Genomic DNA, 24240 nt, shown 5'->3' on the forward strand with positions numbered 1-24240 from the left:
CAATTGGTTGCTATTTTTTTGTTCCCAAAAATATAAAATCTAACGATTTTAATTATCTTCACAAAAAAACAGACAACTACACATAGCACTGCGTTGCCACCAATTTAAAAACACGAACAGAAATAAATGCCATTTACCTTTTCACATCCAGCAATAGTTTTACCGCTAAACTATCTACCTAAAAAATGGATTTCTTTAACTGGATTAATAATTGGGAGTTTAACGCCAGATTTTGAATATTTTCTGAGAATGAGAATTAAAAGCAATTATAGCCACACATTTGATGGACTTTTTTGGTTTGACTTACCATTAGGAGTTTTACTTGCTTTTATTTTTCACAATATCGTTCGGAACAGATTATTTGACAATTTACCATTTTTTCTAAAATCAAGGTTTTTGCAGTTTAATCAATTTAACTGGAATAAGAACTTTAAAAAAAACTGGCTGGTAATCATAATTTCAGTTTTAATTGGAGCTATATCCCATATTTTTTGGGACAGTTTTACTCACGATAATGGATATTTCATTCAAAAGATTCCAGGATTATCAAACACAATTGACATTTTAGGAAAGCAAATACCAATTTTAAAAATCTTACAACATTCAAGTACATTAATTGGCGGGTTAATAATTACTTTTGCTATTTATCAATTACCGATAGAAAAAAATATAAGCAAAAAAGTCAATTTAAAATATTGGTTTATTTTAGTGGGATTGACCTTTGCAATTATATTGATTAGACTTTTAAGCGGACTTGAAATCAAACAATATGGAAATGTAATTGTTTCTTCTATTTCGGCAGGAATTTTAAGTTTGATTTTAACTTCAATAATACTGAATAAAAAAACTGGTGGCAACAATGTGTCATATTAATTAACTCATAAAATACCTATAAATAAAGGGTTTTAAAAGATTAATTAAAAGAGGGTACAACATAGGTATAACATTTTAACCAATAATTAGAAGTAATCTAAAGGCATAAAAAAACCGCTTCTAAATTAATAGAAACGGTTTTCAAAATGTATTTAAACTTAAAGTTATTAAGCAGCCGTACCAGAGCCTAAATACACACTATTTGATACTTGACTACCATCAGCAGAAACAAACGCCATAAATAGCTCTACTGTGTCTCCTGCATAGGTGTTTGGAATTGTTACCGATTGAGAACCTGCTGTTCTGTCTGCACCATCTAAAATATAAACAGATTCTTTTTTGCTTGGATTGTAAACTAATAACATTGCTTTATCTGTTGCATTTGCGTTACCCTCTGCCGAGTTATCACCCCAACCAAAATCCACTTGTCCTGGTGTTGTTAAGTCAGTAGTTCCGTTTAACACTCCTGATAAAGAACCTCTACTCAACAAAGCTAAAGAATAATCGATTGTGAAGTTAGGTGCAATCCCTCCTACTGCATTATTTAACACATAAGACATTGCAGCATTAAATTCAGTTTTCTTTGTCGCAAAAGACTTGTAACCGACTTTTAAAAACTCTTTGTTTGGCTGTAAATATTCCAATGTAACCGTAAATTTATTACGTTGGTTTACTTGTCCCTCTGTTCGAGGATTCGCCACACTTGATGGCTTAATTCTGATGTAGTCAATACCTTTCCAACTACCACCAATTACGTTACCTACTTTTCCAGATAATCCGCCTAAAATTCCTTGAGAAATCTTTCCCATAATATAAAACAATTTAAAATTAAACTCCTTTGGATTTGGTACGGACTTTATATTGCTTTAAAACCTTTATTTCACTATAAATATAACGAAAATAATGCCATTTTGTTACTGTTTTAGCCTTGTTAGACGCCTTTGCATTAGGCTTCTTTACTTTGCATCAGTTTGAAACAATTACGAATGTATGCAACCTTTAAAACTGCCATTTTATCAATGACATTTTGAAGCTCTTTTTCTTTTTTACTGATAACCTCAACCGCTTTAATATGTTTTTGCATCTGGTCGCTGACATTATGAGAAGATTTAACGCCATTTTTAAGCGTGTTTCTGCAATCATCTACAGAAATAAACGGAATAACACTACCTTTTAAATAGTAAGCGTAAAAACCGCCAATTTGCAACATCATAGACAAGTGAAAAAGCGTGTTTTTCTCTGTTTCCGTTTTTGTGATTACTACAAAACAGTTTGGACAAGGATTTGAGAGCGGTTTTCCGCTGTTAAGTCCTTTGTTAAGCATAAAAAAATGAGGGTTCGAGTAGGTTTTTCCGATTTGATGGGTTTTCATTTCAAAATAAGACATAGCTATCCAATTAAAAGTTCGCTACGCTCACACATATTTTTTTTGAAAATGAAAAAGAAAAAAATTAAAAAAAGAAAGCCATCCGCTTTGTGGCGTGGATAAGGCTGTCAAGCTTTTTTTAAAAAAGTTTTTTAGGAATTTTAATGAAATAGAAAAGGCAAAAAGCAAAACGAAAAGTTGCTTTGAAGTAGTAATAAAAAGTTTTTTAAAAAACCGTAGGCTTGAGCTTTATAGCCTTAAAGCGTGGGCTGTAGGAAGCCACATATATTTGCTATCTTTTATTAATTTAATGTTATACCTGCCAATATTACTATTATAACAAGCATAATGATTACGAAAAGTTTAGTACCAAAAGAATCATCTCCTTCAGGATTTTCGATTTTATTACCGTTTTCATCTAAAGAGTGAGGAAAGAATAAATCAAATAAATCTTCAATCATTTGTTTCATACTATAAATATAACTTTTCTGGGGAATTAACACTTAAAAAAATAGGTTTTAGTACCGTATTGAGCGTTGGATGAAGCGATTGTATGGGTAGCGTTTTAAATAGTTGTTTGATAAAACAGCATTTAAACAAGCTACTTATTCAGGACTTTTAGGCAATAGCTTTTTGTTTTTTTGAGGTACGAGAAAAAGCAATATGCTATGGCGTACTACTACATTTTATGAACCTATTTTTTTAAAACCGCTGACTTGGGTGGCGGGGAAAAGTGGTCTTTTATATTTGTTAACGAAATGAAACAAACAAAGACTTGAGGTAAGGAATACTTGGACTTAACGATGGTTTTGTGCAGCTTGAATGAGATAACGAATATTATTATCAAATAACGTAACCCTTAAAATGATCAGATGTTTAATTTTAGTTCAAAATGTGATTGAATGTACAGAAGTGCGCGTAGGAATAGCGGATATTTTACATAATACCTGTTATAGCTAAAAAATGCATTAATACTGCGATAGCAAACCTTTAAAAAGTGCCGTTTTCTACTATAACTTGTATTATGTTAACATAGCTTTGGGTAGTTTTTGGTGTGAGCGTTGGCAACAGCTTATTACTTTTTTATTGTACCTATTTATTAAAATGTAAACGTTTAAATAAAACAAGTAATGTGCTGTGTGAGGGTTGGCAACCAAAAACTACAAGCGCGTTGGCGAGCGGAACAAAATAAAAGACAGAGGATTTTGAGGTGCGAAAAAACTGGATTTTGTTTTGTGGGGAACTATACTTTATCCTCTATTCGTTTTAATAGATACTCTGTAACTGATTGGGGTTAAATCAATATCCGTGTTTTCAGGATTGAAAGGATTGTTTACTATCCAAATTTTAGGATTTTTAGATAATATATCAAACACTATATAAATATAGTAGTTTGGATTTTCTTTTGCTGTATTCAACTCATTAATGGTTAAATAGAAATTAGCATCACCAACTTTAGAGCGTGTCGCTTTTACTTCAATATATCTTACTGAATTATCTTCTTCGTAGGATAAAATATCATAACCATAACTATCCGACTTTAAAGAAACTCTATCTACTTGTTCTGCTAAATCTGGTCTATTGAGGTCGTTTAACCTATTTATTTCAAAGTCTTTTACTATCTTTTCACCTCTATCTCCTAATTTTTTATTTACCCTATTTATTTTCTCATAATCAGGTTTAGAATTATTAGTACGCTTATTTTTTTGATTTGCCTGTATACTATTTGGTAAGATGTTTAAAACAACTTCACTTGCAACAGGATTTATAGGAAATATAGGATTTAAGTAATCTTTTAAAAGGTTATCTGCCTGTGTAGATTTCTTAATTGGTCTTTTGGGATATTCAAAATATAAGAAGTTACCGAACAAATCTGCTGACCAATTTCGCATTACCTCATCATCATTTTTAAATTTCAATAAGGCATCTCTTTTGATAACGGGATTTGATTTTATTAATTCAGGCGTATCTAAATCAAAAAACTTTAAGAAATAATTTAAATGTTCGTTTGAAAATACGTTTAAATATCTTTCAGGATAATAAGTTGATAAAATCTTACCTTTAAAAGTGGGTGATATTTTATTCTTGATAATACCCTTTATATTATTGCTTTCACCATCCTTAAGCAATTTTATTAAAGCTGGTTTAATATCAATATAAGCTGTTTCAGGACTATCACCCCATTTTTTAGCATTTCTATAAATAATATTTGGGTCTTCTTTAGTCCTTCCATAATAGACACCAAACTTAAAAGCATTAGAACCTAAAATACGCCCTAACCCATCTAATTCTCTTTCAAGTCTTCTACAGAACGTTGTTGTACCTTGACCTATAACATACTTTTCAATAGGCATATTAGCCAAGTACTCTAAAGAAAAATCCTTAACAAACTTCTTTCTTAATTTATATAGCTTTTCCCTACTCTTTTTAACATCTTCAATTCTTTCTGTATAGCTTGCTTGAGCTTGTCTTAAATCGTGTAGATTCATAAATTAGATATTATTGAAAGTTTTCTAAAGCTTCAAAATCCAATAAATATTGATTAAGACTATCATCGTTTTGATGAATTGCAATAATTAATCTATTGTCTTGTGTTATAATTGATTTCCCATTAAAATCTTTAAAGCGATTTCTTATGTAATTAGGAAACTCCGACGGTTGTAATGAGCATTGATAAAATGTAAATCCACAGACTTCTGCATTATTAAAATAATCAATAAATCCAGATCTAAATTTCTTTTTCACATCGTCTCTAAAGGACTTTAGTTTATAACTATTGTAGGCTGTATAAGATTTTAAAACGAATAGGAAATTTATTGAATATTGGTGTACAAATAATGTATCTCTATCGAATAACCTATCTGACCAATGGTATGAAACTTCTGGTTTTGGTGTTTTTTGAATTATTTGAGGATTTTCAAAATCGTTAGGGTCTTCAATATGACCATAGATAAAAAAGTTAGGTGTAATGTTGTAACCTTCTGTTTCATCATCTCTATACCTTATATTCTCATTATGAAATTCGCCTTTTGTATTCCATAAATCTATATTGTATTGAATGATGTTTTTAGCATAGGTAATTTGCTTGTACTTTGAATTTTGACCTACTGTATTATCTGATTTATAATATTTAGAATCTCCAATAAAAAATATGTTACTTCTATCTATTAAAGATTTATCCTCATAAATATGGTCGATAATCTTACCATCCTTATTTTTCTTTAAGTTTTGGATATTTTCATCTTCAGCTATTTTATCTGTAAACAGCTTATCAATCATATCCTCGAAAATAATATTGTAATTGTTGGTACAGAGAAACTCTTCTTTTTCCTTTTTACTACTTGCGTAATCGTTATTAGAAAAATACAATTCGCATAGTTGATACATCCTTTTTAGAGTATCATTAAAGTAGCGGTACTTTATTTTCTTTAGTTTTCTTAAACCATATTCATCTTTACATAAATTAATAAAAGCATCGTCTTTAAATAGCTTATAAGACTTATCTATTTTAAGGTTTAAGTTATGCTGATTATTTAAGTGATTTAATATTGAAAAGAAATATGTAATTAATTCTTCCTCTGTGTTAACTACTTTTCTTTTGTTACGGATATTAAAATAAATTGGGGTTTTAGAATTTGCCATTAAAGGCAAAGATTTTCTAATTGTTTTCTCCCATTTAGGTCTTGAAGCATTATTAGTAACCTGTTCTATATGACGATATAGAATATGGTTTTTATTTTTCTTATAGAAGTTTACTATACTTAAAACGATGTCTAAATACGAGTAATTATCTTCACCTAAATTGGTGTTTAATTCAAAAGTACGTGATGGAGAGATTAAACCGGTTTGATTCCAACGGTTATTATACTCAACTAAACTATTGTAAAAATGAATACTTAACTCTCTTAACCATTGGTATTTTGAGTCGTGTTTGATAGATGTTTGCTCTAGGGAATTATAAAGTTCATCTTTAGTACCCTTAAAAACAGTTTCAACACCATTTTCCATAAAAACTTTAGGCAACATTAAAACCAACTCTTTCTTTTTGTAAGAGTGGTAATAACCTACCGTTTTTACAGTACCCTTTAAACCGTTTTGTTTGTAAAACTTTAAATCATCAAAGATACTTTCGAGTAAATCAACTGGATATTCTTCTTCCTCAATTAGTAACTTCATCTTGTGCAGGTGCTGATTCTTCTTGAGTGGTATTTACTGTAACTTCTATACGCTCTAATAATTCTGTTAGTTTTTGTACCCCTTTTGTTTTAATCGGGAAGAAATCTTCGTAAGAACTATTCTCTTCAAACACCTCATTCTTTTCATCCTTAAACACATCGTTCCACAGATAAAAAATAGCCTTATTTATAAAGGTTTCAACATTTATAGTTGTTTCACCATTTTTAGGTTTCACAAAATAATTACCCATACATTTATCCATCCCCAAAACAGGGTTTTGTTGGATGTGATTAAGGTTTACTTTAGAAATGAATTCATTCCATTTAAAAGACGCACCATTACCTAAATCTATTATATAGTCATAAGATGGATTTGAATCTCCTTCATCAGTTAGATCTTCATAACATATTGGAATATATTCCCAATCCCATCTTCTTTTAAAAGCACTATCCATAGGGAACAACGATTGGTCTGATGTATTCATTGTTGCATAAATAGTCAGGTTTTTAGGTAGTTTTAGCTTACCATTTTCTAAACCATTATCTTTATTAGCAAGTTCTGCTTTTAGATAGGCTTCTAATTCAATTGATGGTGTGATATCGTAATCTGAATCTCTGTCTAATAATTGAAAAATATCGCCAAATATCTCTGCACAATTCCCTCTATTAATTTCCTCAATTACTAAATAATAATCTTGCTCTGGGTCATTCCAAGCTTTAACATAAATATTAGTAAATGCTTGTGGTACAAACTTGTATTTTATTACTTCTTTACCATCTTCATCTGCCATTGTTGGTTTATAACCACCTACAAAAGAAGCATAATCAAACTCTGGATGAAACGTAACTCTTTGCATTCTGGCATCCTTACCATTTACGAGACTTTTTACTTTATGAGATTTTCCTGTACCTGGAGCACCATAGAAGATTTTTTGAATACCACTTTCTAATGTAGTTTCTGTATCTGTAATTCCTACATTTTGATTTTCAGTAGAAGCATGATGTTCATTTTTAGATTCTAAATAATAAAAAATAAATTCAGGTCTAAAAACACATACCGTATTATTTCTGTAATCCTTCTTTACAAAACCATTAAACCTAGCTTCTTGAAACATTTGAACATTTATACCTCTTATACTTGGATTGCCTGGATAGTTTACTGTATCATCAACATTCCAAGCACAACAAATTAAATCAGACAAAACATCATTTGTATCATAACAATATAAACCCAAAATAATGGCAGGAGTATTTGAGTTTCTTGGGTCTTTACCATTAAGTTGTATTTTCTTCTCTGATGGATTTCTACTTTCATTCCTTACATTACCATAAAAAAGAAGAATAGTATTAACAGCATTATTTATAGTGTTTGTAATTTCTAGAGTATAAACAGAACCATCCTGATTAGTGATATTACAACTATATATTCCTTGTGAAAACAATTCTACAATTGTATTACTTGTATCGGCAATAAATTGAGTACCACCATTATACTCAACTATTTCACTTGATTGATTTAATTCATATCTCATAATCTTCTTTTATTTTATTTGCAAAAATGTAAGCTAGCTTGGAAGGTACTGCATTACCTATCTGTCTCCATTGCTGTTTAAAATCACCTAAAATTTCATAATCATCATCAATTGTTTGTAATCTCTTAATTTCTTCCGCTCTTAAAAATCTATTTTTCCAGTGAAAGGGACCTTGATTATTAGAAAAACTAGCTTGAATAGTCCAAGATGGTCTTTCAGTTGTTAGTTTTAATAAAAAAGTCCAATACCTAGATTTCCATTTAAAAATTGGATTTGGATGACCTCTTTTTTCAGTAAAGTACAAATAATTATCCCCTGGTGGAATTTCACTCAAAAGATAATGATGTTTAGAACCTGGCTTTTGGTTTAATTCTTCTTCAGTCACAAAATCATAATCATTCAAAACATCACCACAGGTTACCCAACTCTTTTTTGAGCCATTATTTTTTTTGGGTTCAGCATGTGTTTCATTTGGAAACTTGAATTTTCCCATACCCTTTTTCACACCAACACATATAAAACGCTTCCTTGTTTGTGGAACACCATAGTTAGCTGCATTAACTACTTTAAATGTTACTTCATACCCTAAACTTTCTGATGTTTGAGTTAAAAAATCTAATGCGTCTTTATGTGTTTTATACATGAATCCATCTACATTTTCAAAAACAAAAAATTTGGGATTTACTTCCTTTATAACTCTAAAATATTCAGGCACTGCAAAACCTGCCTTCTCATCAGAAAAACCATTTTTTTTATTTGTTAAATAATGTCTTGCCTGACTAAATGGCGGACATGGTGGACCTCCAATAACTCCATCAACTTTATTATGATACTTCTTGAAATCAATGTTTCTTATATCATCATTTATAACTTCATCTGCAATCTTATTATGCATTAAAGTATCACATGCTATATCCCAAACATCTGTCGCCAATACAGTTTTATATCCAGCTTGTTTAAAACCTAAATCAAGACCACCACAACCAGAAAACAAACTTATAATTTTAGCCATTATACTAAATATGCTTTATTAAATGTTCAACAACTACCTTTCCCATCAAAGGAGGGACAGCATTACCAATTTGTTTATGAATAGACCTTCTTGAACCCTCAAAATTGTAATCTTCAGGAAATGTTTGTATACCTGCCAATTCTTTTAATCTCAATCTTCTTCCTGTCCAATGAAAGGGACCTTCCCAATGACCTGGAGAAGCTATAACTGTCCAAGAAGGAAGTAACGGATGTAATTTTAATAAAAAAGACCAATACCTTTTACCCGCAACAAATTTAGGGTTAGGATATCCTCTTTTTTCAGTCAATGCAATGTAATTTTGACCTGGAGGTACAGCCATTAAATCCTCATAGTATTTACCTTCAGTAGAATCATAATCATCCGAATATTTTGGCATATCATACTTACCAATCCAATCGATTACTCTTTCATAAGGTTTTAATTTATTGTCTATGCTAATTTCCTTATCAGATCCATGGGTCTTTTCTGGCTCAATTTCTATTTTATTTTTTGATGCAATAAAGAAAACTCTTTTCCTTTTTTGAGGTATACCAAAGTCGGCTGAATTTGCTCTGAATTTAATGTGATAATAACCTAATTTTTCAATAGCTTCTTCTAACTTTTCCACAGCCTCTATGTTTTTAGGGTGCAGTAAACTTTCCACATTTTCCAGGACAAAACCATCTGGTTTTATCTCTTCTATAAGGCGTAAATAATTCCCAATCATATTACGAGGGTCATCACTACCAAGTCTGTTTTCATGCTTTTTCCAATAACCAGCCTTTGAAAAAGGTTGACAAGGAGGTCCTCCTATTAAAATTAACTTTTCAGGGTTATTTTTTTTCAATATTTCTTTATACAAACTTGCATCTATATCTTTTATGTCTTTATGGAAATGATGCGTGTGATTAAAATATTTATTGGATTTAAGTGTTTTTACACTATCTAAATCAAAATCTAAACTAGAAATAACTTTTGAACCTGCTAATTGAGCACCTATATCTAAACCTCCTGCACCTGAAAAAAAGCCGATAGATTGAATTTTGGAATCAACTACCGATTTATCTTTATTAACATTAAATGATTTATGTTTATAATTTATCTTAATTACTTCCTCTTGGATTTTTTCAAATTCATTGACTAATATATCCATTTGCGGTTTGTGAAGTTCTTTAAGTGTATCTAATGGAAAATTATAATTCATTTCATTTATTTTTTCTAATTTGTTAAAACCTATAAAACCTGAAAAGCCTTCATTATATATTGAATAATTTAATGCTTCTTTAGATAGGTTATTTTTTATTGTTTCTATATCCGACTTACCACAGATATAAAACTTTTGATTGTTATTTCTTAAGATGAAGATAGAATCGTTAATTTGATTTAGTTGTATTTTTGGAATCTTATCGAAATCAAAAAAAACCAACTGATAAACATTATCATTATAATTAAGACTTCTATCAAAATCTATTTTAGCATTAGATATATCATCTTTAAATTCCAACCCTAAATGTTTTTTTAAAGCTATTTTACCTAAAAACTCAAGAGAAAATGTATTCATAAAACTAAAACCTTCATGCTTTAATTTTAATTCAGATTCATTTTCAAACTCCAATAATTCTATGCACTTCTTATTCAATTCACGGTCTAAATACGAAGGTAAATTCACAACATCAAACCCTCTCATAGAAGGCAAAACATGTTTTATAAAAAATTTATTTGTCATTTAACAACTCTTTTGCGTCTACACCCAATATCTTTGCAATTTCATAGAGCATCTCTAAACTGGGTTGCTTTCTGTTTTGCACATATCCATTCACCGTATTAAAACTTTTACCTAGCTTATCTGCTAACCAAACTTGTTTAATACCTTTTTCTTCCAGAACTTCTTTTATGCGATTCATACAAGAATATTTAAAAGTTGCTAATATAAACGTTTTGCTTGATATAAATATAACGGATTGCGTTATATTTTTTATTTACCATATTAAACCTTGCAAAGTTTGCAAACCCTACAAAGGTTGCTAATGTTTATTTTTTTGATAATAACCCGCTTTAGGTTTTAAGAGGTAACCTGCTTGTTCTAGTTTTGCTAAATAATTATCTACCGTACGCTCTTTAATTTTTAATTTATCACCAATAGTTAGTGCTTGTTTTCTGCTAAACTCTTGTGGTAATTCTTTTAAGAAATTAGCTTTTGGCGAGGTAGGTTTAAACTGCATATTTGTTGTGTTATTTGGTAAGTTTTTAAATACCAATATGCTGTGCTGTAAATAGACATCGGCTAAATTTAGTGCATTCTTAAAATCTTGGTCTGTACATTCTAAATCGGTGTCTTTTAATTGGCATTCGTATTTTCTTATAGCTGTAAAAATCATACAAAAGCGAAATACCATTAAACCTAAACGCTTTACTACACTTGTAGCATCTTTACTTACTAAATTGTAGATTCTAAAGAGATATTCATCAAACAACGGATTGAATTTTTCCCATTGTGTATCTGACAAATGAATATTAGTGACCGTATTATCTAAATATCTTACCATACGGTAGACTTCATCTGAAAGGTATTTAAAATGTTCGGTTAAATTAACTGGATTGGATTTTGGTGATGGGTCTAACCACTCTGGATTGGATGCAAACACATAGAACATGAATCTACTAAACAAACCATCTTCTGCCGATTGTATGATGTTTAATATTTGATTAGGTGTACCAGAAAGTACCACCGACAATCTTGGGTTATCGATTTCGAAATACTCGTTATTGGTTTTTCTAGAAATGGATATTTTTTCGTGATGATAAGCCTTTCGTAACAAGTCTGAATATGAACCCCAATCGTTTTTAAAGGTTTGCCCTAAAGTATCTGCTTCGGTTTCGCATATGATACCAAAACCCTCGTTATCTTCGATATGCTTTATCATTTTAGCATTACTTGTATTTGCAGGAATATAAACTACTTTAAAAGGCGGTTGTGTTGGCTCCTCTGGTGCTTCTTCTCCTTTTTTAAGATACTTTTTGGCTTGCTTTTGCGCTTCTAATTCTTTTTTATAGTCCGCTTCTTCATCTTTAGAATTTTGAATTACTGCTTGGTGGTATTTATCGGCTAACATTTTAGCGTATGTTAAAGCTCCTTTTCCTGATGCTGCTGGTGCTAACAAAAATGAAAACAAGTTAGGATATACTTCTTTACCACCGTACAAACCTAAAACATTAGGCAAGCAACCCGATAGAATACTTAATGCTCCTGTAAGAAATACATCTTTTTCGCGTTGGGTTTTTAGTACTTCTAACCCTTTTTGAAATATTATTGGCAATAAATTGTACACGTCTTTTGGAATAGTTGGCGTAGTTGTTAAAAGTGATAAACTTTCTAAGTTTTGGTTGTCTTGATTTTGTACTTCTTCTGAAACTGTATCGTTTGCAAATTTTGCAAACTTTGCAAAGTCTGCATTGTTGCTTTTATAAGCACTTCTAACCGTTGTTTTTATTTCTCTTTCTGATAAATCGAAATTTGCAATACAGTATTGGTAAGCATCTTCTTCTACAACTCCAAATCTACAAGCGTTTGCTGAAAATAGATATATGTAGTTATTTCTGTTACCTTCGTGATACTCGCCTTTTTGATTGGTAAACGCTTCGCATTTATTTAGTATTTCTACAGTAGATAATTGTTGATGATTATCAGTATTAGCATCGCTTTCTGTTATTGTTTGTTTTTCTTCTTCTTGGATTTCAAAAATTGTTGCTTCTGTATTGATATAGCAATTTTCGTCGTAAGACATAAAACACAATCTTGCATAATCGCTTCCAGAAGTATCTACTACTGTATTTAATGCTTGTTCGTAATAATCTACAACTTGATTGTAAACCAATTTATGTTGTTCTACACTTGAATTTACACGCACTATAAACTTTACGCCTTTGCCTCTAGTGCTAATAAAACAGGCATAGGTATAAGGCGCTAGATTTATAACAGGAATGATACGATTAAGTTCTGATTCTGATAGTTTATCAATGTCTAGAATTATGAATTGTGTGTACACTTCAAGGTTTTCACTACTTCTATAATTATCGAACAGTCCAGATGCAGTAAATCCTAATAGTTGCTTTTTTAGGGTTTCGGCTTCTTCTTCTTTACCCTCAGACATTAAGTGTCTTATTTTGTTGATTTCTGTTTTATAAGTGCCTGTTTTAATATTATTAAGCACTTCTACTAAAGGCTTGTCTGAAACCTTATATACAAAGTCTCTAAAGACTGATACAGCTGCTGTCATCTTTCTATAAGGTTTTAGGTTAGTAATTGTTTCTTTTGGTAGTGAATGCTTTACGGTAGTTATTGTCTAATAACTTTTGCACGTCACTCATACGATAATAGATTTTTGAACCTATTTGTGAAAATGAAATAACGCCTGAATCTCGCCAAGTTTGTGCTGTTCTTTTGCTAATATTCATTAGCTGAAGAAATTCTTGATTGTCTAAAAAAGTGTCTTTAGGATTTTTCTGTTTCTCTTCTAGTTTTTTGTTTAGCTCGTCTAAACGGTTTACTAAATCTGTGTACTGTTGGGTGCTTAAAATGATTGCTTCCATTTACTTCTATTTTTTGTTAAACAATAAATTATGAAGCAAATTTGCGTTTACTAATGAAGCAAAAACAGTTATAAAGGGTTATATAACCCTTGACTAAACCCTTGTAAAACCTATAGGTTTGGCGATAAAAATTATTTTAATTTTCTTAAATTGTATAACATTGTATGTAGATGTTTTTCCCAAAACTCAATAGCTTTTAAATCTGGATTGCCAAACTCATTTCTTAATTTTTGAGTACTAATACCTCTTTCTGTAGATTTTTTGGTTTGGAAGTTAGCAGATATGAAACGGAATAATTCGGCATCTGATTTTGTGTTAAAGATTTTAGGTTTTAAGTCGTTTACCATTTTAAATAATAATGCTAATTGTGGAACAGAAAGGTCTGTTTTTAATATTAAAGCACTATTAACTCCTGGTTTAACAACCACTTCTTTTTCTTGGATTTTAGATAACTCTGAGTTAATTAAACCTTGTAATTGATAAATAGGAAAAAACTCGAATGGGAAGAACAATTTTTCCTTATTAATATAAGTATAATCTAAATCCATTTTATTTGATTCGATATTATAAACTTTACTTTTCTTAATATAACCTAGTTGTATTAAATCATCTTCTGTATAACCTTTATCTTTTAAATCTTTAATAGCTTGTTCTACTTCATCTTCTGAAAAATTGCCTTCAAAATCATCTTTTTCGCTAAATAAATACACCTCAATATCTTTATAAAGATACTGTAAAGCATCCTTGTTTAATTGTGTACGTTCTTTAACTATATTATATAATTGTAGGTCTGTATGGTCTTTATTTCTAATTGTATTTAGTAAATCGTATATTTCGTTTGTTTCTTCTGATTCTTTTTCCTCTTTTTGGTACTCTAAAAAACTTTTGAAAAGCATTAACCTTTCTGCTATTGCCATATATTTTATGAAATGGTTCATAAATTTATTATCAATACCATACTGCCCTTCTTCAATCATTTCTTCCCATTCTAATTCATCAAGATTTTCAACATCTTCTACCTTTTTAAATTTCATTGTTAAGACTTCTAAAACATCATCAAACTCTTGTGATAGAAAATTTCTAATTAATCTTTCCCTGTATTGATCGTAATTATCACCAGATAAATCAAACTGGGTAGGACTTATATAACATCTTAAAAACTCTGCTATATCTGGGTTGCATTTAGCGAGTTTCTTATGCATTTTCTTTATTTCCTTTTTAGTAAATACTTCTTTTTCTTCATCATCAATACAAGAACTATACATTAGTTTGTCCTTATCTGTTTGAGAGTAAACAGCTGTTTGAATATAATTATCAATAGCATCTGTGAATTTATCTAATAACAATAATTCTATTTTTGAATATTCGCCCATATTAGTTAATATATTTATCTACTGCGTTATCTAATTCACTACCCATTATTTTTGCATATACTTGCGTTATACCAATATCTGAATGGTCCATAAGTTTAGAAACGTGTTCGATACGCATACCATTATTTAAAGCCCTTGTAGCAAATGTATGTCGGCTAATATGAAAGGATAAATTAAACGGTAGTTCTAATTCTTTTCCTATTCTACTTAAATACATATTACTTAATGAAATTGCTCTATTGGTTATTAAACTTCTGTGTTCTCTGTCTTTAAAATATAACTCATCAACTTTTGCAAATGGAAAAATTATATCATTTTGCTTTTGGTCTTTGGCTTTGTATTTCTCTAAAATATCAACCGCTTTTTGACCTATTTTAATGCTGTGTTGTCTTTTGGTTTTTCTTATCGTCTTTGTAATTCTGTGATTTTTGCTATCGTAGTTTTTCCATTGTAATTCGATAACATCGCCAAAACGTAACCCTCCAGAAAAAACAGAAAAGATAAACATATCTTTGATAACTTGTGCTTTGTGTTCTTGTGATACTTCTAAATTCATAAAGGCTTCAAACTGTTCTTCGTTTAAATAACGCTTTGTAGTCTTGTTCTTCTTTACTTTAAACTTTGTAAAGGGTGCAAGTTCATTAGATATTAAATCTTCGCTTTTAGCCTCTCTAAACATTAGATTTAGGATTCTAAACGCATAATTTATAGTTGTGTTATTGTTGCCTAATTTAGAACTGCAATGCGAAGCATAATTTTTTAGAGTTGTTGCTGTAATATCATCAAACATTATTTCACGATGTCCTATAAACCTTTCAAACTTTTCTATGTTGTTTTTATAGCTTCTGTATGTAGATAGTGTAACAGTATCTTTTAGTTTCTCGCATCTATCGTAAGCAAACTCAAAAAAGTTAATTAAGGGTTTACCCTTAATGGCCTCTTTTATTCTTCTTGCTGATGTAGATTGATTTCTTCTTTCAAGGTCTGCAATCTCGCCTTCTGCATCTGCTATCTTTCTTGATATGTATGCGTTTAACCTTGTTGAAGTTTTATGATTCTTCTTTACTTTTTGCTTATCTTCATCCCATTCATTAGGCTGTAATTTTACACTTAATGAAATGAATTTAGTTTTTCTGTTTTTGATTACTCGTAAATAAAGAGGTGCAAGTCCAGCTTTATCTATCTTGTTTTTTCTTAATACTACTTTAATTGAAGACATAAAACCCTGATTAATAGTCGGTGCAAATGGGTGCAACGCAATACGAAGGTACAACATTAGGTACAACAAACCTAACTTTTAGTAGCATTTTATTGCATTATTTTGCATTACACAAAAACAACAAACCTTATAAATAAAAAGATTAAAAGCAATTTGATAAAAATGAATGATATTACTATATAACAATGTATAACCGCAATTACGGCGGATTCGACTACGTCCGAATCCACTCGAAATTGCTAAATTCGGTCTTTAATTCGAAAATAATCTCTATATTTACCCGTAACTGACGGTTATACTAGAACGTTATCGGAAATAAAATTTTACTATTTTAGTGCTGAAAATATGAAAATCACAATTAGAAAAGCCAACGAAAAAGATTTTTTTGCAATTTTATCTTTAGTGAAAGAACTTGCTACATTTGAAAAAGCTCTTGAAAAAGTTACCAATTCTGTTGAACAGATGAAAAATGAGAAAGATTTTTTTCAATGCTATGTTGCTGAAAATGATAAAAATGAAATTGTTGGAATGGCATTGTATTTTTTTGCTTATTACACTTGGGTCGGAAAATCTTTATATTTAGATGATTTATATGTAAAAGAGTCTTATAGAGGCAAAAAAATAGGAACGAAATTATTGAAAAAAATCTTTAAAATTGCAAAAAAAGAAAATTGTAAAAGAGTTCGTTGGCAAGTATTAAACTGGAATAAATCTGCGATAGAAATGTATGAAAAATCTGGTGCAGATATTGATGATGAGTGGAGTAATTGTGACTTTGATGAAAATGGCATTAAAGAATTTAATCTGTAATACTATAAATTCAGTAAAATTTTACATCCGATAACAAAGGATATGATTATCTTAACTAAAAAATTTATGTTATGAAAGATTTAAAGATTAGCTCAATCCTTTTATTAGGACTTATGATTTTTTCTGTTTTCGGATGTGAAAAAGAAGAAATAATTAAAGAAAATGAATTGCCTTCAAGTATTAAATCCTATTTGGACACACATTTTACCTCTTGTAATACCACAAAGATTATTAAGGACGAAGAAAGTAACGAACTTTCATATGACATAACCTTGGACTGTGGTGTAAACATTGAGTTTAATGGGAATAATCAAGTTATTGATATTGACGGGACTTCTCAATTACCAAATTCGGTTATTCCAAGTAATATTCTCGATTACACATCAACTAATTATTCGAATGACTTTATAATTGGTTGGGAACTTGAAGGAAATAACCAACGAGTTGAAATGAATACAAATGTTGTGCTTGAGTTTGATTCGAATGGAGATTTCTTAAGAATTGTCGACTAAGAAAGTCAGCCACTAACAATGTATAAAAAAAATAGGGCGGAATGGTTCTTAAACAAAGGCTTGGGCGTATTTGCGAGGTCGCCAAATTTTTTGATTTGGCTTTTAGAAAAATAAGGTAAAAACAAAATGCAAAAGATTTGGCTTTTGCCTAAACGGAAAGGTCATCGCTTACCAACTGCCCTACTTTTCTTATACTAACCGTTGTAGCCAATGTTGAAAAATGAAAATCCCCATATCTTTCCAAGTTTTATCATTTAATTCGCTTTATGAAAGTATTGGTTATAGAAGATGAAGAACAATTGCTCAACAATATCAAGGAATCTTTGGAGAAAGAAAAAATCTTGGTAGAAACGGCTATGGAGTTCAACACTGCCATAGAAAAAGCATTAATCTATGATTATGACTGCATTTTGCTTGATATTATGTTGCCGAACGGAAGTGGCATTGACATACTAAAAGAATTAAAAAAAAGTAACAAAACCGACAATGTCATAATCATATCCGCAAAAGATTCATTAGACGACAAATTATTGGGATTAGAGCTTGGTGCCGATGATTACCTCACCAAACCTTTCCATTTAGCAGAACTCAACGCCAGGGTAAAGGCCGTTATCCGAAGGAAAAATTTCAGTGGAAACCACATATTGGACATTTTAAATGTAAGTTTGAACACTAATGAACGTGAATTGAAAATAAACAATGAACTTGTACACCTTAATAGAAAGGAATTTGACATTTTATCTTATTTTTTGATGAATAAAAACAGATTGATTCCTAAATCTGCATTAGCCGAATATGTATGGGGCGACCATTCGGATGAAGCCGATAATTTTGATTTTATCTATTATCAAATCAAAAATCTTCGAAAAAAACTCAATGATGCCAAAGCAGACGTTACCATTGAAGCCGTGTATGGTATGGGTTATAAGCTAACCGAAACATGAAACTGCTCAACCAATCCATAAAATATTTGGCAATTGCCCTATTATTTGTCGTGGCTTTATGGGCGATTGCCTTTTACTTTTCAATGTTGAACCAAATAAAAGATTCTATTGATGAAGAACTTGAGCACCAAAAACGGTTGATTATACGAAACACATTGAGCGATGCTATAATTGCCACAAAACCTGATTTTGATGAAAATCTATATACGCTCGAACGCATCAATAAACGAGCAGCCATATCGGCAAAAGACCAATATTTAGATACCGAAATTTTGATGCAAGATGCTGATGACCCAATTCCTGAATTAGAACCCGTACGAATGTTGGTTACCGTATTTAGAGCCAATAACTCGTATTACCAATTAAAAATTGTCAACCCGATTATTGAACAAAATGACCTAATAAAAGCACTGTTATGGAATGTTATAGGACTTTACATTATACTCATTTTAAGTATCATTTTTATTAATAATTTCATCTTAAAAAAGTTATGGCAACCCTTTTATACTTTTTTAGAGCAATTGAAATTATACAAAATAGACGATTCCAAACCTTTGTCCGAAACTAAAACCAACATACAAGAATTTAAGGATTTGCAACAGACGGTTGACGAAATGACCCAAAGAAGCGTAAATGCCTACAATAGACAAAAAGAATTTACCGAAAATGCCGCTCACGAATTGCAAACACCGATTGCCATTGCCAGAAACAAGATTGAATTGCTTTTTGAAGAAAATAATTTAACCGAAAACCAAGTTCAAAAACTAACCGAAACCTATCAAGTTTTACAACGGCTCACTAAACTTAACAAGTCTTTGTTGCTCTTGTCCAAAATAGAGAACATACAAATAATGGAGGAGCTGGAAATCAACTTCAATGAACTTGTAAAACAAAATATTAAAGAATTGGAAGAAATTGCATTGTTCAAGAAAGTTGAAATTGTGGTAGCTGAAAAAGATTCGTTGGTGCGAAAAATGGATAAATCGTACGCACAAATATTAGTTGCAAACCTTTTAAAAAATGCCATCTATCATAACATTGAAAATGGGAAAATAGAAATTCTCATTGATACCCAACAATTAAGCATTTCCAATACCGGAAACGAAGAAAAGTTAGACAATGACAAGATTTTTAATCGCTTTCAGAAATATAACAGTTTCTCAAATTCCACAGGGCTAGGGTTGGCCATTGTAAAAGCGATTGCTTCGATTTATAGATTGGAGATAAACTATTACTTTCAGGACAAGAAACATTGCTTTCAGCTAAAGTTTGGAAAACAGTAAAAATTCCCAATTCTTTCCAGATTGCGTTCTTAGTTTTGCCCTATAATTATAAATATAAAACAAAAATGAAAACGTATTTTTTAAGCATAGGGCTATCTCTTTTTACAAGTGCATTATTTGCACAAGATCTTCCGCAAAGCCAAGTGCCTTCGGTTGTTGTAAATCAGTTCAATAATGATTTCCCGAAAGCCAAAGATGTAGATTGGGAACTGAAAAACAATGTGTACAATGTTGAGTTTGAACAAGGCTGGGATAAAGATTTTGAAGCTTGGTACTCAGCTGATGGCAAACAAATAAAGTTAGAAGAAGATCTAACGAAAAGAGAACTTCCAAAAGCGGTTATCGCTACTATAGAAAAAGAATATCCATCTTTTAAATTAGATGATATAGAAAAAATTACCGAAGCACAAAAAGTAACATACAAAGTAGAAATAGAAAACAAGTCAATGGAAAAAACCTTATTTATTAACGAAAATGGCATTATAAAACAATAAAATTATGAAAACATTAAAAATATTCAGCCTGCTGGCTACTGTAGCTATTTTATCATCTTGTTCAAATGATGATGACAACCACAATCAAGAAATCGCACTTTCTGAAAGTGAGATACCAACAGAAATCATAGCTTATAAAACAACGCACTTCCCCGAAAACGAAATTGTGAATGCTATTAAAGACACCGAAGGAAACGTTGTTACGTACGACATTTATTTATCTGCAAACTTTGAACTGGAATTTAATTCAAATTACGAAATAACCGATATTGATGGCATAAGCAAACTTCCAGATTCTGTAATTCCACAAGCTATTTTAGATTATGTGGCTCAAAATTACGCTTCAAATGTAATTACTGATTGGGAATTGGAACACAACCACCAACAAATAGAATTAAACAACAGTGTTGAGCTGGAATTCGAAATGGACGGTACATTCATACGAATAGATAATGATTAAAAGAACACTGGCTACAACAAGGTGTATAAGCAATAGCGGTTTGAGTGTTAACTCGAGCCGCTATTTCATTTAAAAAGGTATATTGCATTCCGAAAAGTAGTTGCGTAAAATCCGCTACTGCTCATACACTAACCGATGATATAGCATTCGCCTGCGGCGAGCAAAATTCCTACATTTTCGCTTCACTCAAATTCCCGTCCTTTTGTAAATGCTATATCATCGCAGTGCTATGCCAATTACATATAGCTCTATTAGCTAAAAAAACACTATCATCAAACAACGCCGCCAAGGCGAGATTTACGCTACACATCATTTGCTATATGCAATTGGTTGCTATTTTTTTGTTCCCAACAAGATAAAATCTAACGATTTTAATTATCTTCACAAAAAAACAGACAACTACACATAGCACTGCGTTACAAGCAAGCTAAAACAACCAACATATGATATTAGACTTTAAAGAGATACCAAAAGCAAATACTGGAAACGGAGACCAAGATACATTTGAATTATTTGCTCGAGATTTTCTTGAGATTTTAGGTTATGAGATTATTCAACAACCAGACCGAGGTGCTGACGGTAAAAAAGATTTAATAGTTCAAGAATCAAGACACGGAATTTCAGGAATTACCAACATAAAATGGTTAGTTAGTTGTAAACATCACGCTCATAGTGGGAAATCTGTAAGTGATGGAGACGAACCAAATATTTTAGATAGGATTAGCGTACACGAATGTGATGGCTTTTTGGGGTTTTATTCTACATTACCAGCAACATCTTTAGGAAAAAATTTTGACGGACTAAAGAAAAAAACAAATATTGACTCATTTGACAGAGAGCGAATTGAAAAAATTATGCTTGAATCGCCAGAGGGAATAAGACTTGCAAGTAGATACTTTCCTGTTAGCTTCGAAAAATATAAAATTGAAAATCCAAAACCAGCAAAAATATTTTCTGATGATAATAGTATCCATTGCGAATACTGTAATGACGACTTACTTAAAGACAAAAAAGGGATTTTTGTGACGATGCGAAGAATGTCAGACCCAGAAGCAAAAGAATACAAAAAGGAACCTTACATAAAGGCATATTATAGTTGCAAAGGAAAATGTGATGCAATTTTGAAAGGAAGATATATGCAAGACGAAATGTTAATTGATGAATGGACTGATATTACTGATTTCCTTTCGCCAACGACTTATATAAAAAAATTAATGGCTTGGATGAATTCATTTCAAAAGGAAAAAGAAGAAATGAGTGATGAGGCATTTGATAAACTAAAGTACCTCTTTCTTCATTCGTATCCTTACATTTCAAGAGAACAGACAACTGAAGAGAAAGAGAAGGTTAAATTTTATCTACAAAATGGACTGATGGACTGGCTATAAAAAAGTAAAAAGCCAGCTTGTAACAATGGCTATAAACAATTGGGGCGAAAGTGAGAAAACGAAAGTATAATTTTAAACCAAGGTTAATGCTAAACTGAAAAGTTAGGGCATAAAATCTCCAACTGTTCATAGCCGAGACCAATGATATAGCATTCGCCTGCGGCGAACAAAATTCCTACATTTTCGCTTCACTCAAATTCCCGTCCTTTTGTAAATGCTATATCATCGCAGTGCTATGACAATTACATATACCTCTATAAGCTAAAAAAAACACTATCATCAAACAACGCCGTCACGGCGAGATTTACGCTACACATCATTTGCTATATGCAATTGGTTGCTATTTTTTGTTCCCAAAAACATAAAATCTAACGATTTTAATTATCTTCACAAAAAAACAGACAACTACACATAGCACTGCGTTACCTGCAATATCAAAACAAATCCTTAAAATTGTAGAATGAAAAAAATTGTCGATAATCAAGAGCTCGAGTTAGTCTATAAAAAAGGAAATGGAGCTTGGACATACCATATAGTCATACCAAATACAGCCGACATAGATGGAACTTGGGGTTCGTTAAAAGTTTCTGGTTTGCTTGATGATTACGAGTTGAAAGAAATGAATTTGGCACCAAGAAAGGAAGAAGATAAAATGATTTCAATAAACAAAGAAATCAGAAATGCAATCGGTAAAAGTGGCGGTGATAAAGTTACCGTAACTTTATATCTTCATACACACGACAGAATCAATAACAATTCGGTAATTCTCAAATGTTTTGAAGATGCAGGTGTAAAAGGTTCGTTCAAATCATTAACTAAAGATGAACAAAAAGAAATTATAGATGATATCACTTCCAAAACCACAGAGGCCAAACAAATTGAGCAAATAAACCACCACATCAATCTATTACTTAATCAGAACAATTAAACGGCAATGGCAGAGAAGAATCTTGAAAAAATTTATGAAATATTAAGTGAGGAATATAATGTATTTGCTGAAACCGACAACGAATGGGATAATAATGGATTGAACAGTACGGATTTCAAAAGTCTTGTTTCAGTAATGCTATCGGCAATGACACATACAAAGCGAGTAGTTAGAGCCTGTAACGCGCTATATGAAAAAGCTACCACACCAGAACAAATCATCGCTTTGACAGATGACGAACTAACCGAAATGATAAGACCAGTTGCTCATTACAATAAAAAAACAAAACATTTAAAAGAATTATGTAGACAGGTAATCGAGGAATTTGATGGCGAAGTGCCGAAAACAAAAAAAGAATTGATGTCTCTTCAAGGAGTTGGTCGCAAAACAGCTGACATACTTATGAACTTCAATTTCGGTGGAGAGACAATAGCTGTTGACACTCACGTACATCGCCTTTTAAACCGTTTGGGCATAGTAGAAACTAAAAACAGTAAAGAAACGGCAGATATAATCAACGATATCACACCGAAAAAGTATAAAAAGCACGCTCACGAATGGCTGATACAGCACGGTGGTAATATTTGTATTTCACGAAAGCCAAAGTGCCAAGAATGTGTTGTTTATGAACTATGCGAATATGATGAAAAAACAAGTTGACTATAACAGCAGAAAAAATACTGCAGGTAACAATGGCTATAGACAATTGGGGCGAAATTGATAAAACGAAAATATAAACATAAAACAAAGGTCGGTGGCAAACCGAAAAGTTAAGGCTTCAAAACCCCAACTGCCCATAGCCGAGACCGATGATATAGCATTCGCCTGCGGCGAACAAAACTCCTACATTTTCGCTTCACTCAAATTCCCGTCCTTTTGTAAATGCTATATCATCGCAGTGCTATGCCAATTGCATATACCTCTATAAGCTAAAAAAAACACTATCATCAAACAACGCCGCCACGGCGAAATTTACGCTACACATCATTTGCTATATGCAATTGGTTGCTATTTTTTTGTTCCAAACAAGATAAAATCTAACGATTTTAATTATCTTCACAAAAAAACAAACAACTACACATAGCACTGCGATGTGTTTAATTAAAAAAATGAAAATACTACTAACAGGTGCATCCGGATATATAGGAAAACGACTTCTACCGGTTTTGGTAGAAAATGGTCATGAAGTAATTTGCTGTGTTAGAGACATTAACAGATTTGCACCGCCGGCATCTCTAAAATCAAGGATAAACTAGTTCAAGTAGACTTACTGGATAAAGC

The 24240-nt window shown here is 31.3% G+C and carries 24 protein-coding genes; 11 read left to right on the forward strand and 13 right to left on the reverse strand.

Translation table 11 applies throughout. The features are described 5' to 3' along the window. Window positions 1-126 precede the first annotated feature (126 nt). Window positions 127-873 (forward strand): DUF4184 family protein, encoded by a 747-nt coding sequence (locus C7377_RS08995; RefSeq protein ID WP_116497030.1) that lies wholly within the window; start codon window positions 127-129, stop codon window positions 871-873. Window positions 874-1040: 167 nt separating this feature from the next. Here C7377_RS08995 and C7377_RS09000 read toward each other — a convergent pair whose 3' ends face one another. The 13 genes from C7377_RS09000 to C7377_RS09055 all read right to left on the reverse strand — a co-directional run bounded on the left by C7377_RS09000 (window position 1041) and on the right by C7377_RS09055 (window position 16140). After that, window positions 1041-1682: a DUF6266 family protein gene (locus C7377_RS09000; protein ID WP_116497031.1), complete on the reverse strand. Its 642-nt coding sequence runs from the start codon at window positions 1680-1682 to the stop codon at window positions 1041-1043. A gap of 137 nt (window positions 1683-1819) precedes the next feature. After that, entirely contained in the window at window positions 1820-2260 is a 441-nt protein-coding gene (locus C7377_RS09005; protein WP_116497032.1) for a DUF6943 family protein, read from the reverse strand. Window positions 2261-2541: 281 nt separating this feature from the next. Continuing rightward, complete coding sequence (locus C7377_RS09420) at window positions 2542-2709, reverse strand: hypothetical protein (protein ID WP_165806889.1); 168 nt, start codon at window positions 2707-2709, stop codon at window positions 2542-2544. Between the two features lie 780 nt (window positions 2710-3489). Then, the gene (locus C7377_RS09630) at window positions 3490-4728 is read right to left on the reverse strand and encodes a DUF3883 domain-containing protein (protein ID WP_207778477.1); all 1239 of its coding nucleotides are present in this window, start codon (window positions 4726-4728) and stop codon (window positions 3490-3492) included. Window positions 4729-4738: 10 nt separating this feature from the next. Continuing rightward, window positions 4739-6415, reverse strand: coding sequence for a response regulator (locus C7377_RS09015; protein WP_116497033.1), 1677 nt, complete (start codon window positions 6413-6415; stop codon window positions 4739-4741). Further along, on the reverse strand, window positions 6399-7946 hold the full coding sequence (locus C7377_RS09020) for an AAA family ATPase (protein ID WP_116497034.1): 1548 nt from the start codon (window positions 7944-7946) through the stop codon (window positions 6399-6401). Before C7377_RS09020 ends, C7377_RS09015 begins: the two co-directional genes overlap by 17 nt. Beyond that, complete coding sequence (locus tag C7377_RS09025; protein WP_116497035.1) at window positions 7936-8958, reverse strand: DNA cytosine methyltransferase; 1023 nt, start codon at window positions 8956-8958, stop codon at window positions 7936-7938. Before C7377_RS09025 ends, C7377_RS09020 begins: the two co-directional genes overlap by 11 nt. A 4-nt stretch (window positions 8959-8962) precedes the next feature. Next, on the reverse strand, window positions 8963-10684 hold the full coding sequence (dcm, locus tag C7377_RS09030; RefSeq protein WP_243408313.1) for a DNA cytosine methyltransferase: 1722 nt from the start codon (window positions 10682-10684) through the stop codon (window positions 8963-8965). After that, on the reverse strand, window positions 10674-10862 hold the full coding sequence (locus C7377_RS09035) for a helix-turn-helix domain-containing protein (protein WP_116497036.1): 189 nt from the start codon (window positions 10860-10862) through the stop codon (window positions 10674-10676). The genes dcm and C7377_RS09035 overlap by 11 nt, the downstream gene beginning before the upstream one ends. Window positions 10863-10982: 120 nt before the next feature. Next, window positions 10983-13235, reverse strand: coding sequence for a DUF3987 domain-containing protein (locus C7377_RS09040; RefSeq protein ID WP_116497037.1), 2253 nt, complete (start codon window positions 13233-13235; stop codon window positions 10983-10985). 19 nt (window positions 13236-13254) lie between these two features. Continuing rightward, entirely contained in the window at window positions 13255-13548 is a 294-nt protein-coding gene (locus C7377_RS09045) for a helix-turn-helix domain-containing protein (RefSeq protein WP_116497038.1), read from the reverse strand. Between the two features lie 131 nt (window positions 13549-13679). Then, on the reverse strand, window positions 13680-14921 hold the full coding sequence (locus C7377_RS09050; protein ID WP_116497039.1) for a hypothetical protein: 1242 nt from the start codon (window positions 14919-14921) through the stop codon (window positions 13680-13682). A gap of 1 nt (window position 14922) precedes the next feature. Further along, entirely contained in the window at window positions 14923-16140 is a 1218-nt protein-coding gene (locus C7377_RS09055) for a site-specific integrase (protein WP_116497040.1), read from the reverse strand. 345 nt (window positions 16141-16485) lie between these two features. On the opposite strand from C7377_RS09055, the gene C7377_RS09060 reads away from it, so the two are divergent. From C7377_RS09060 to C7377_RS09715, 10 genes are all read left to right on the forward strand, one after another. Then, window positions 16486-16950 carry a GNAT family N-acetyltransferase gene (locus C7377_RS09060; RefSeq protein ID WP_116497041.1) on the forward strand — a complete coding sequence of 155 codons (465 nt, stop codon included), beginning with the start codon at window positions 16486-16488 and terminating at the stop codon, window positions 16948-16950. 71 nt (window positions 16951-17021) lie between these two features. Further along, complete coding sequence (locus C7377_RS09065; RefSeq protein WP_116497042.1) at window positions 17022-17462, forward strand: PepSY-like domain-containing protein; 441 nt, start codon at window positions 17022-17024, stop codon at window positions 17460-17462. A gap of 266 nt (window positions 17463-17728) precedes the next feature. Continuing rightward, window positions 17729-18406 carry a response regulator transcription factor gene (locus C7377_RS09070; protein WP_116497043.1) on the forward strand — a complete coding sequence of 226 codons (678 nt, stop codon included), beginning with the start codon at window positions 17729-17731 and terminating at the stop codon, window positions 18404-18406. After that, on the forward strand, window positions 18403-19689 hold the full coding sequence (locus C7377_RS09075) for a sensor histidine kinase (RefSeq protein ID WP_116497044.1): 1287 nt from the start codon (window positions 18403-18405) through the stop codon (window positions 19687-19689). Before C7377_RS09070 ends, C7377_RS09075 begins: the two co-directional genes overlap by 4 nt. A gap of 65 nt (window positions 19690-19754) precedes the next feature. Then, complete coding sequence (locus C7377_RS09080) at window positions 19755-20183, forward strand: PepSY-like domain-containing protein (protein WP_116497045.1); 429 nt, start codon at window positions 19755-19757, stop codon at window positions 20181-20183. Window positions 20184-20187: 4 nt separating this feature from the next. Then, window positions 20188-20643: a PepSY-like domain-containing protein gene (locus tag C7377_RS09085; protein WP_116497046.1), complete on the forward strand. Its 456-nt coding sequence runs from the start codon at window positions 20188-20190 to the stop codon at window positions 20641-20643. Window positions 20644-21086: 443 nt separating this feature from the next. Then, the gene (locus tag C7377_RS09090; protein WP_116497047.1) at window positions 21087-22031 is read left to right on the forward strand and encodes a restriction endonuclease; all 945 of its coding nucleotides are present in this window, start codon (window positions 21087-21089) and stop codon (window positions 22029-22031) included. Between the two features lie 460 nt (window positions 22032-22491). Then, window positions 22492-22959, forward strand: coding sequence for a DUF1905 domain-containing protein (locus C7377_RS09095; protein WP_116497048.1), 468 nt, complete (start codon window positions 22492-22494; stop codon window positions 22957-22959). Window positions 22960-22965: 6 nt separating this feature from the next. Continuing rightward, entirely contained in the window at window positions 22966-23619 is a 654-nt protein-coding gene (locus tag C7377_RS09100; protein ID WP_116497049.1) for an endonuclease III domain-containing protein, read from the forward strand. 449 nt (window positions 23620-24068) lie between these two features. Then, on the forward strand, window positions 24069-24215 hold the full coding sequence (locus C7377_RS09715; protein WP_243408314.1) for an NAD-dependent epimerase/dehydratase family protein: 147 nt from the start codon (window positions 24069-24071) through the stop codon (window positions 24213-24215). The last annotated feature ends 25 nt before the right edge of the window (window positions 24216-24240 follow it).

Origin of the sequence: Balneicella halophila (assembly GCF_003096835.1) — a bacterium.
In the GTDB taxonomy this organism is placed as follows: domain Bacteria; phylum Bacteroidota; class Bacteroidia; order Bacteroidales; family Balneicellaceae; genus Balneicella; species Balneicella halophila.

Excerpts from the sequence above, each read along its gene's own strand:
- C7377_RS09095 (WP_116497048.1), top strand. The coding sequence starts at position 22,492 with ATGAAAAAAATTGTCGATAATCAAGAGCTCGAGTTAGTCTATAAAAAA.
- C7377_RS09070 (WP_116497043.1), top strand. The coding sequence starts at position 17,729 with ATGAAAGTATTGGTTATAGAAGATGAAGAACAATTGCTCAACAATATC.
- C7377_RS09000 (WP_116497031.1), bottom strand. The coding sequence starts at position 1,682 with ATGGGAAAGATTTCTCAAGGAATTTTAGGCGGATTATCTGGAAAAGTA.
- C7377_RS09050 (WP_116497039.1), bottom strand. The coding sequence starts at position 14,921 with ATGGGCGAATATTCAAAAATAGAATTATTGTTATTAGATAAATTCACA.
- C7377_RS09075 (WP_116497044.1), top strand. The coding sequence starts at position 18,403 with ATGAAACTGCTCAACCAATCCATAAAATATTTGGCAATTGCCCTATTA.
- C7377_RS09085 (WP_116497046.1), top strand. The coding sequence starts at position 20,188 with ATGAAAACATTAAAAATATTCAGCCTGCTGGCTACTGTAGCTATTTTA.
- C7377_RS09100 (WP_116497049.1), top strand. The coding sequence starts at position 22,966 with ATGGCAGAGAAGAATCTTGAAAAAATTTATGAAATATTAAGTGAGGAA.
- C7377_RS09020 (WP_116497034.1), bottom strand. The coding sequence starts at position 7,946 with ATGAGATATGAATTAAATCAATCAAGTGAAATAGTTGAGTATAATGGT.
- C7377_RS09055 (WP_116497040.1), bottom strand. The coding sequence starts at position 16,140 with ATGTCTTCAATTAAAGTAGTATTAAGAAAAAACAAGATAGATAAAGCT.
- C7377_RS08995 (WP_116497030.1), top strand. The coding sequence starts at position 127 with ATGCCATTTACCTTTTCACATCCAGCAATAGTTTTACCGCTAAACTAT.
- C7377_RS09025 (WP_116497035.1), bottom strand. The coding sequence starts at position 8,958 with ATGGCTAAAATTATAAGTTTGTTTTCTGGTTGTGGTGGTCTTGATTTA.
- C7377_RS09090 (WP_116497047.1), top strand. The coding sequence starts at position 21,087 with ATGATATTAGACTTTAAAGAGATACCAAAAGCAAATACTGGAAACGGA.
- dcm (WP_243408313.1), bottom strand. The coding sequence starts at position 10,684 with ATGACAAATAAATTTTTTATAAAACATGTTTTGCCTTCTATGAGAGGG.
- C7377_RS09040 (WP_116497037.1), bottom strand. The coding sequence starts at position 13,235 with ATGACAGCAGCTGTATCAGTCTTTAGAGACTTTGTATATAAGGTTTCA.
- C7377_RS09065 (WP_116497042.1), top strand. The coding sequence starts at position 17,022 with ATGAAAGATTTAAAGATTAGCTCAATCCTTTTATTAGGACTTATGATT.
- C7377_RS09420 (WP_165806889.1), bottom strand. The coding sequence starts at position 2,709 with ATGAAACAAATGATTGAAGATTTATTTGATTTATTCTTTCCTCACTCT.
- C7377_RS09630 (WP_207778477.1), bottom strand. The coding sequence starts at position 4,728 with ATGAATCTACACGATTTAAGACAAGCTCAAGCAAGCTATACAGAAAGA.
- C7377_RS09715 (WP_243408314.1), top strand. The coding sequence starts at position 24,069 with ATGAAAATACTACTAACAGGTGCATCCGGATATATAGGAAAACGACTT.
- C7377_RS09045 (WP_116497038.1), bottom strand. The coding sequence starts at position 13,548 with ATGGAAGCAATCATTTTAAGCACCCAACAGTACACAGATTTAGTAAAC.
- C7377_RS09080 (WP_116497045.1), top strand. The coding sequence starts at position 19,755 with ATGAAAACGTATTTTTTAAGCATAGGGCTATCTCTTTTTACAAGTGCA.
- C7377_RS09060 (WP_116497041.1), top strand. The coding sequence starts at position 16,486 with ATGAAAATCACAATTAGAAAAGCCAACGAAAAAGATTTTTTTGCAATT.
- C7377_RS09035 (WP_116497036.1), bottom strand. The coding sequence starts at position 10,862 with ATGAATCGCATAAAAGAAGTTCTGGAAGAAAAAGGTATTAAACAAGTT.
- C7377_RS09005 (WP_116497032.1), bottom strand. The coding sequence starts at position 2,260 with ATGTCTTATTTTGAAATGAAAACCCATCAAATCGGAAAAACCTACTCG.
- C7377_RS09015 (WP_116497033.1), bottom strand. The coding sequence starts at position 6,415 with ATGAAGTTACTAATTGAGGAAGAAGAATATCCAGTTGATTTACTCGAA.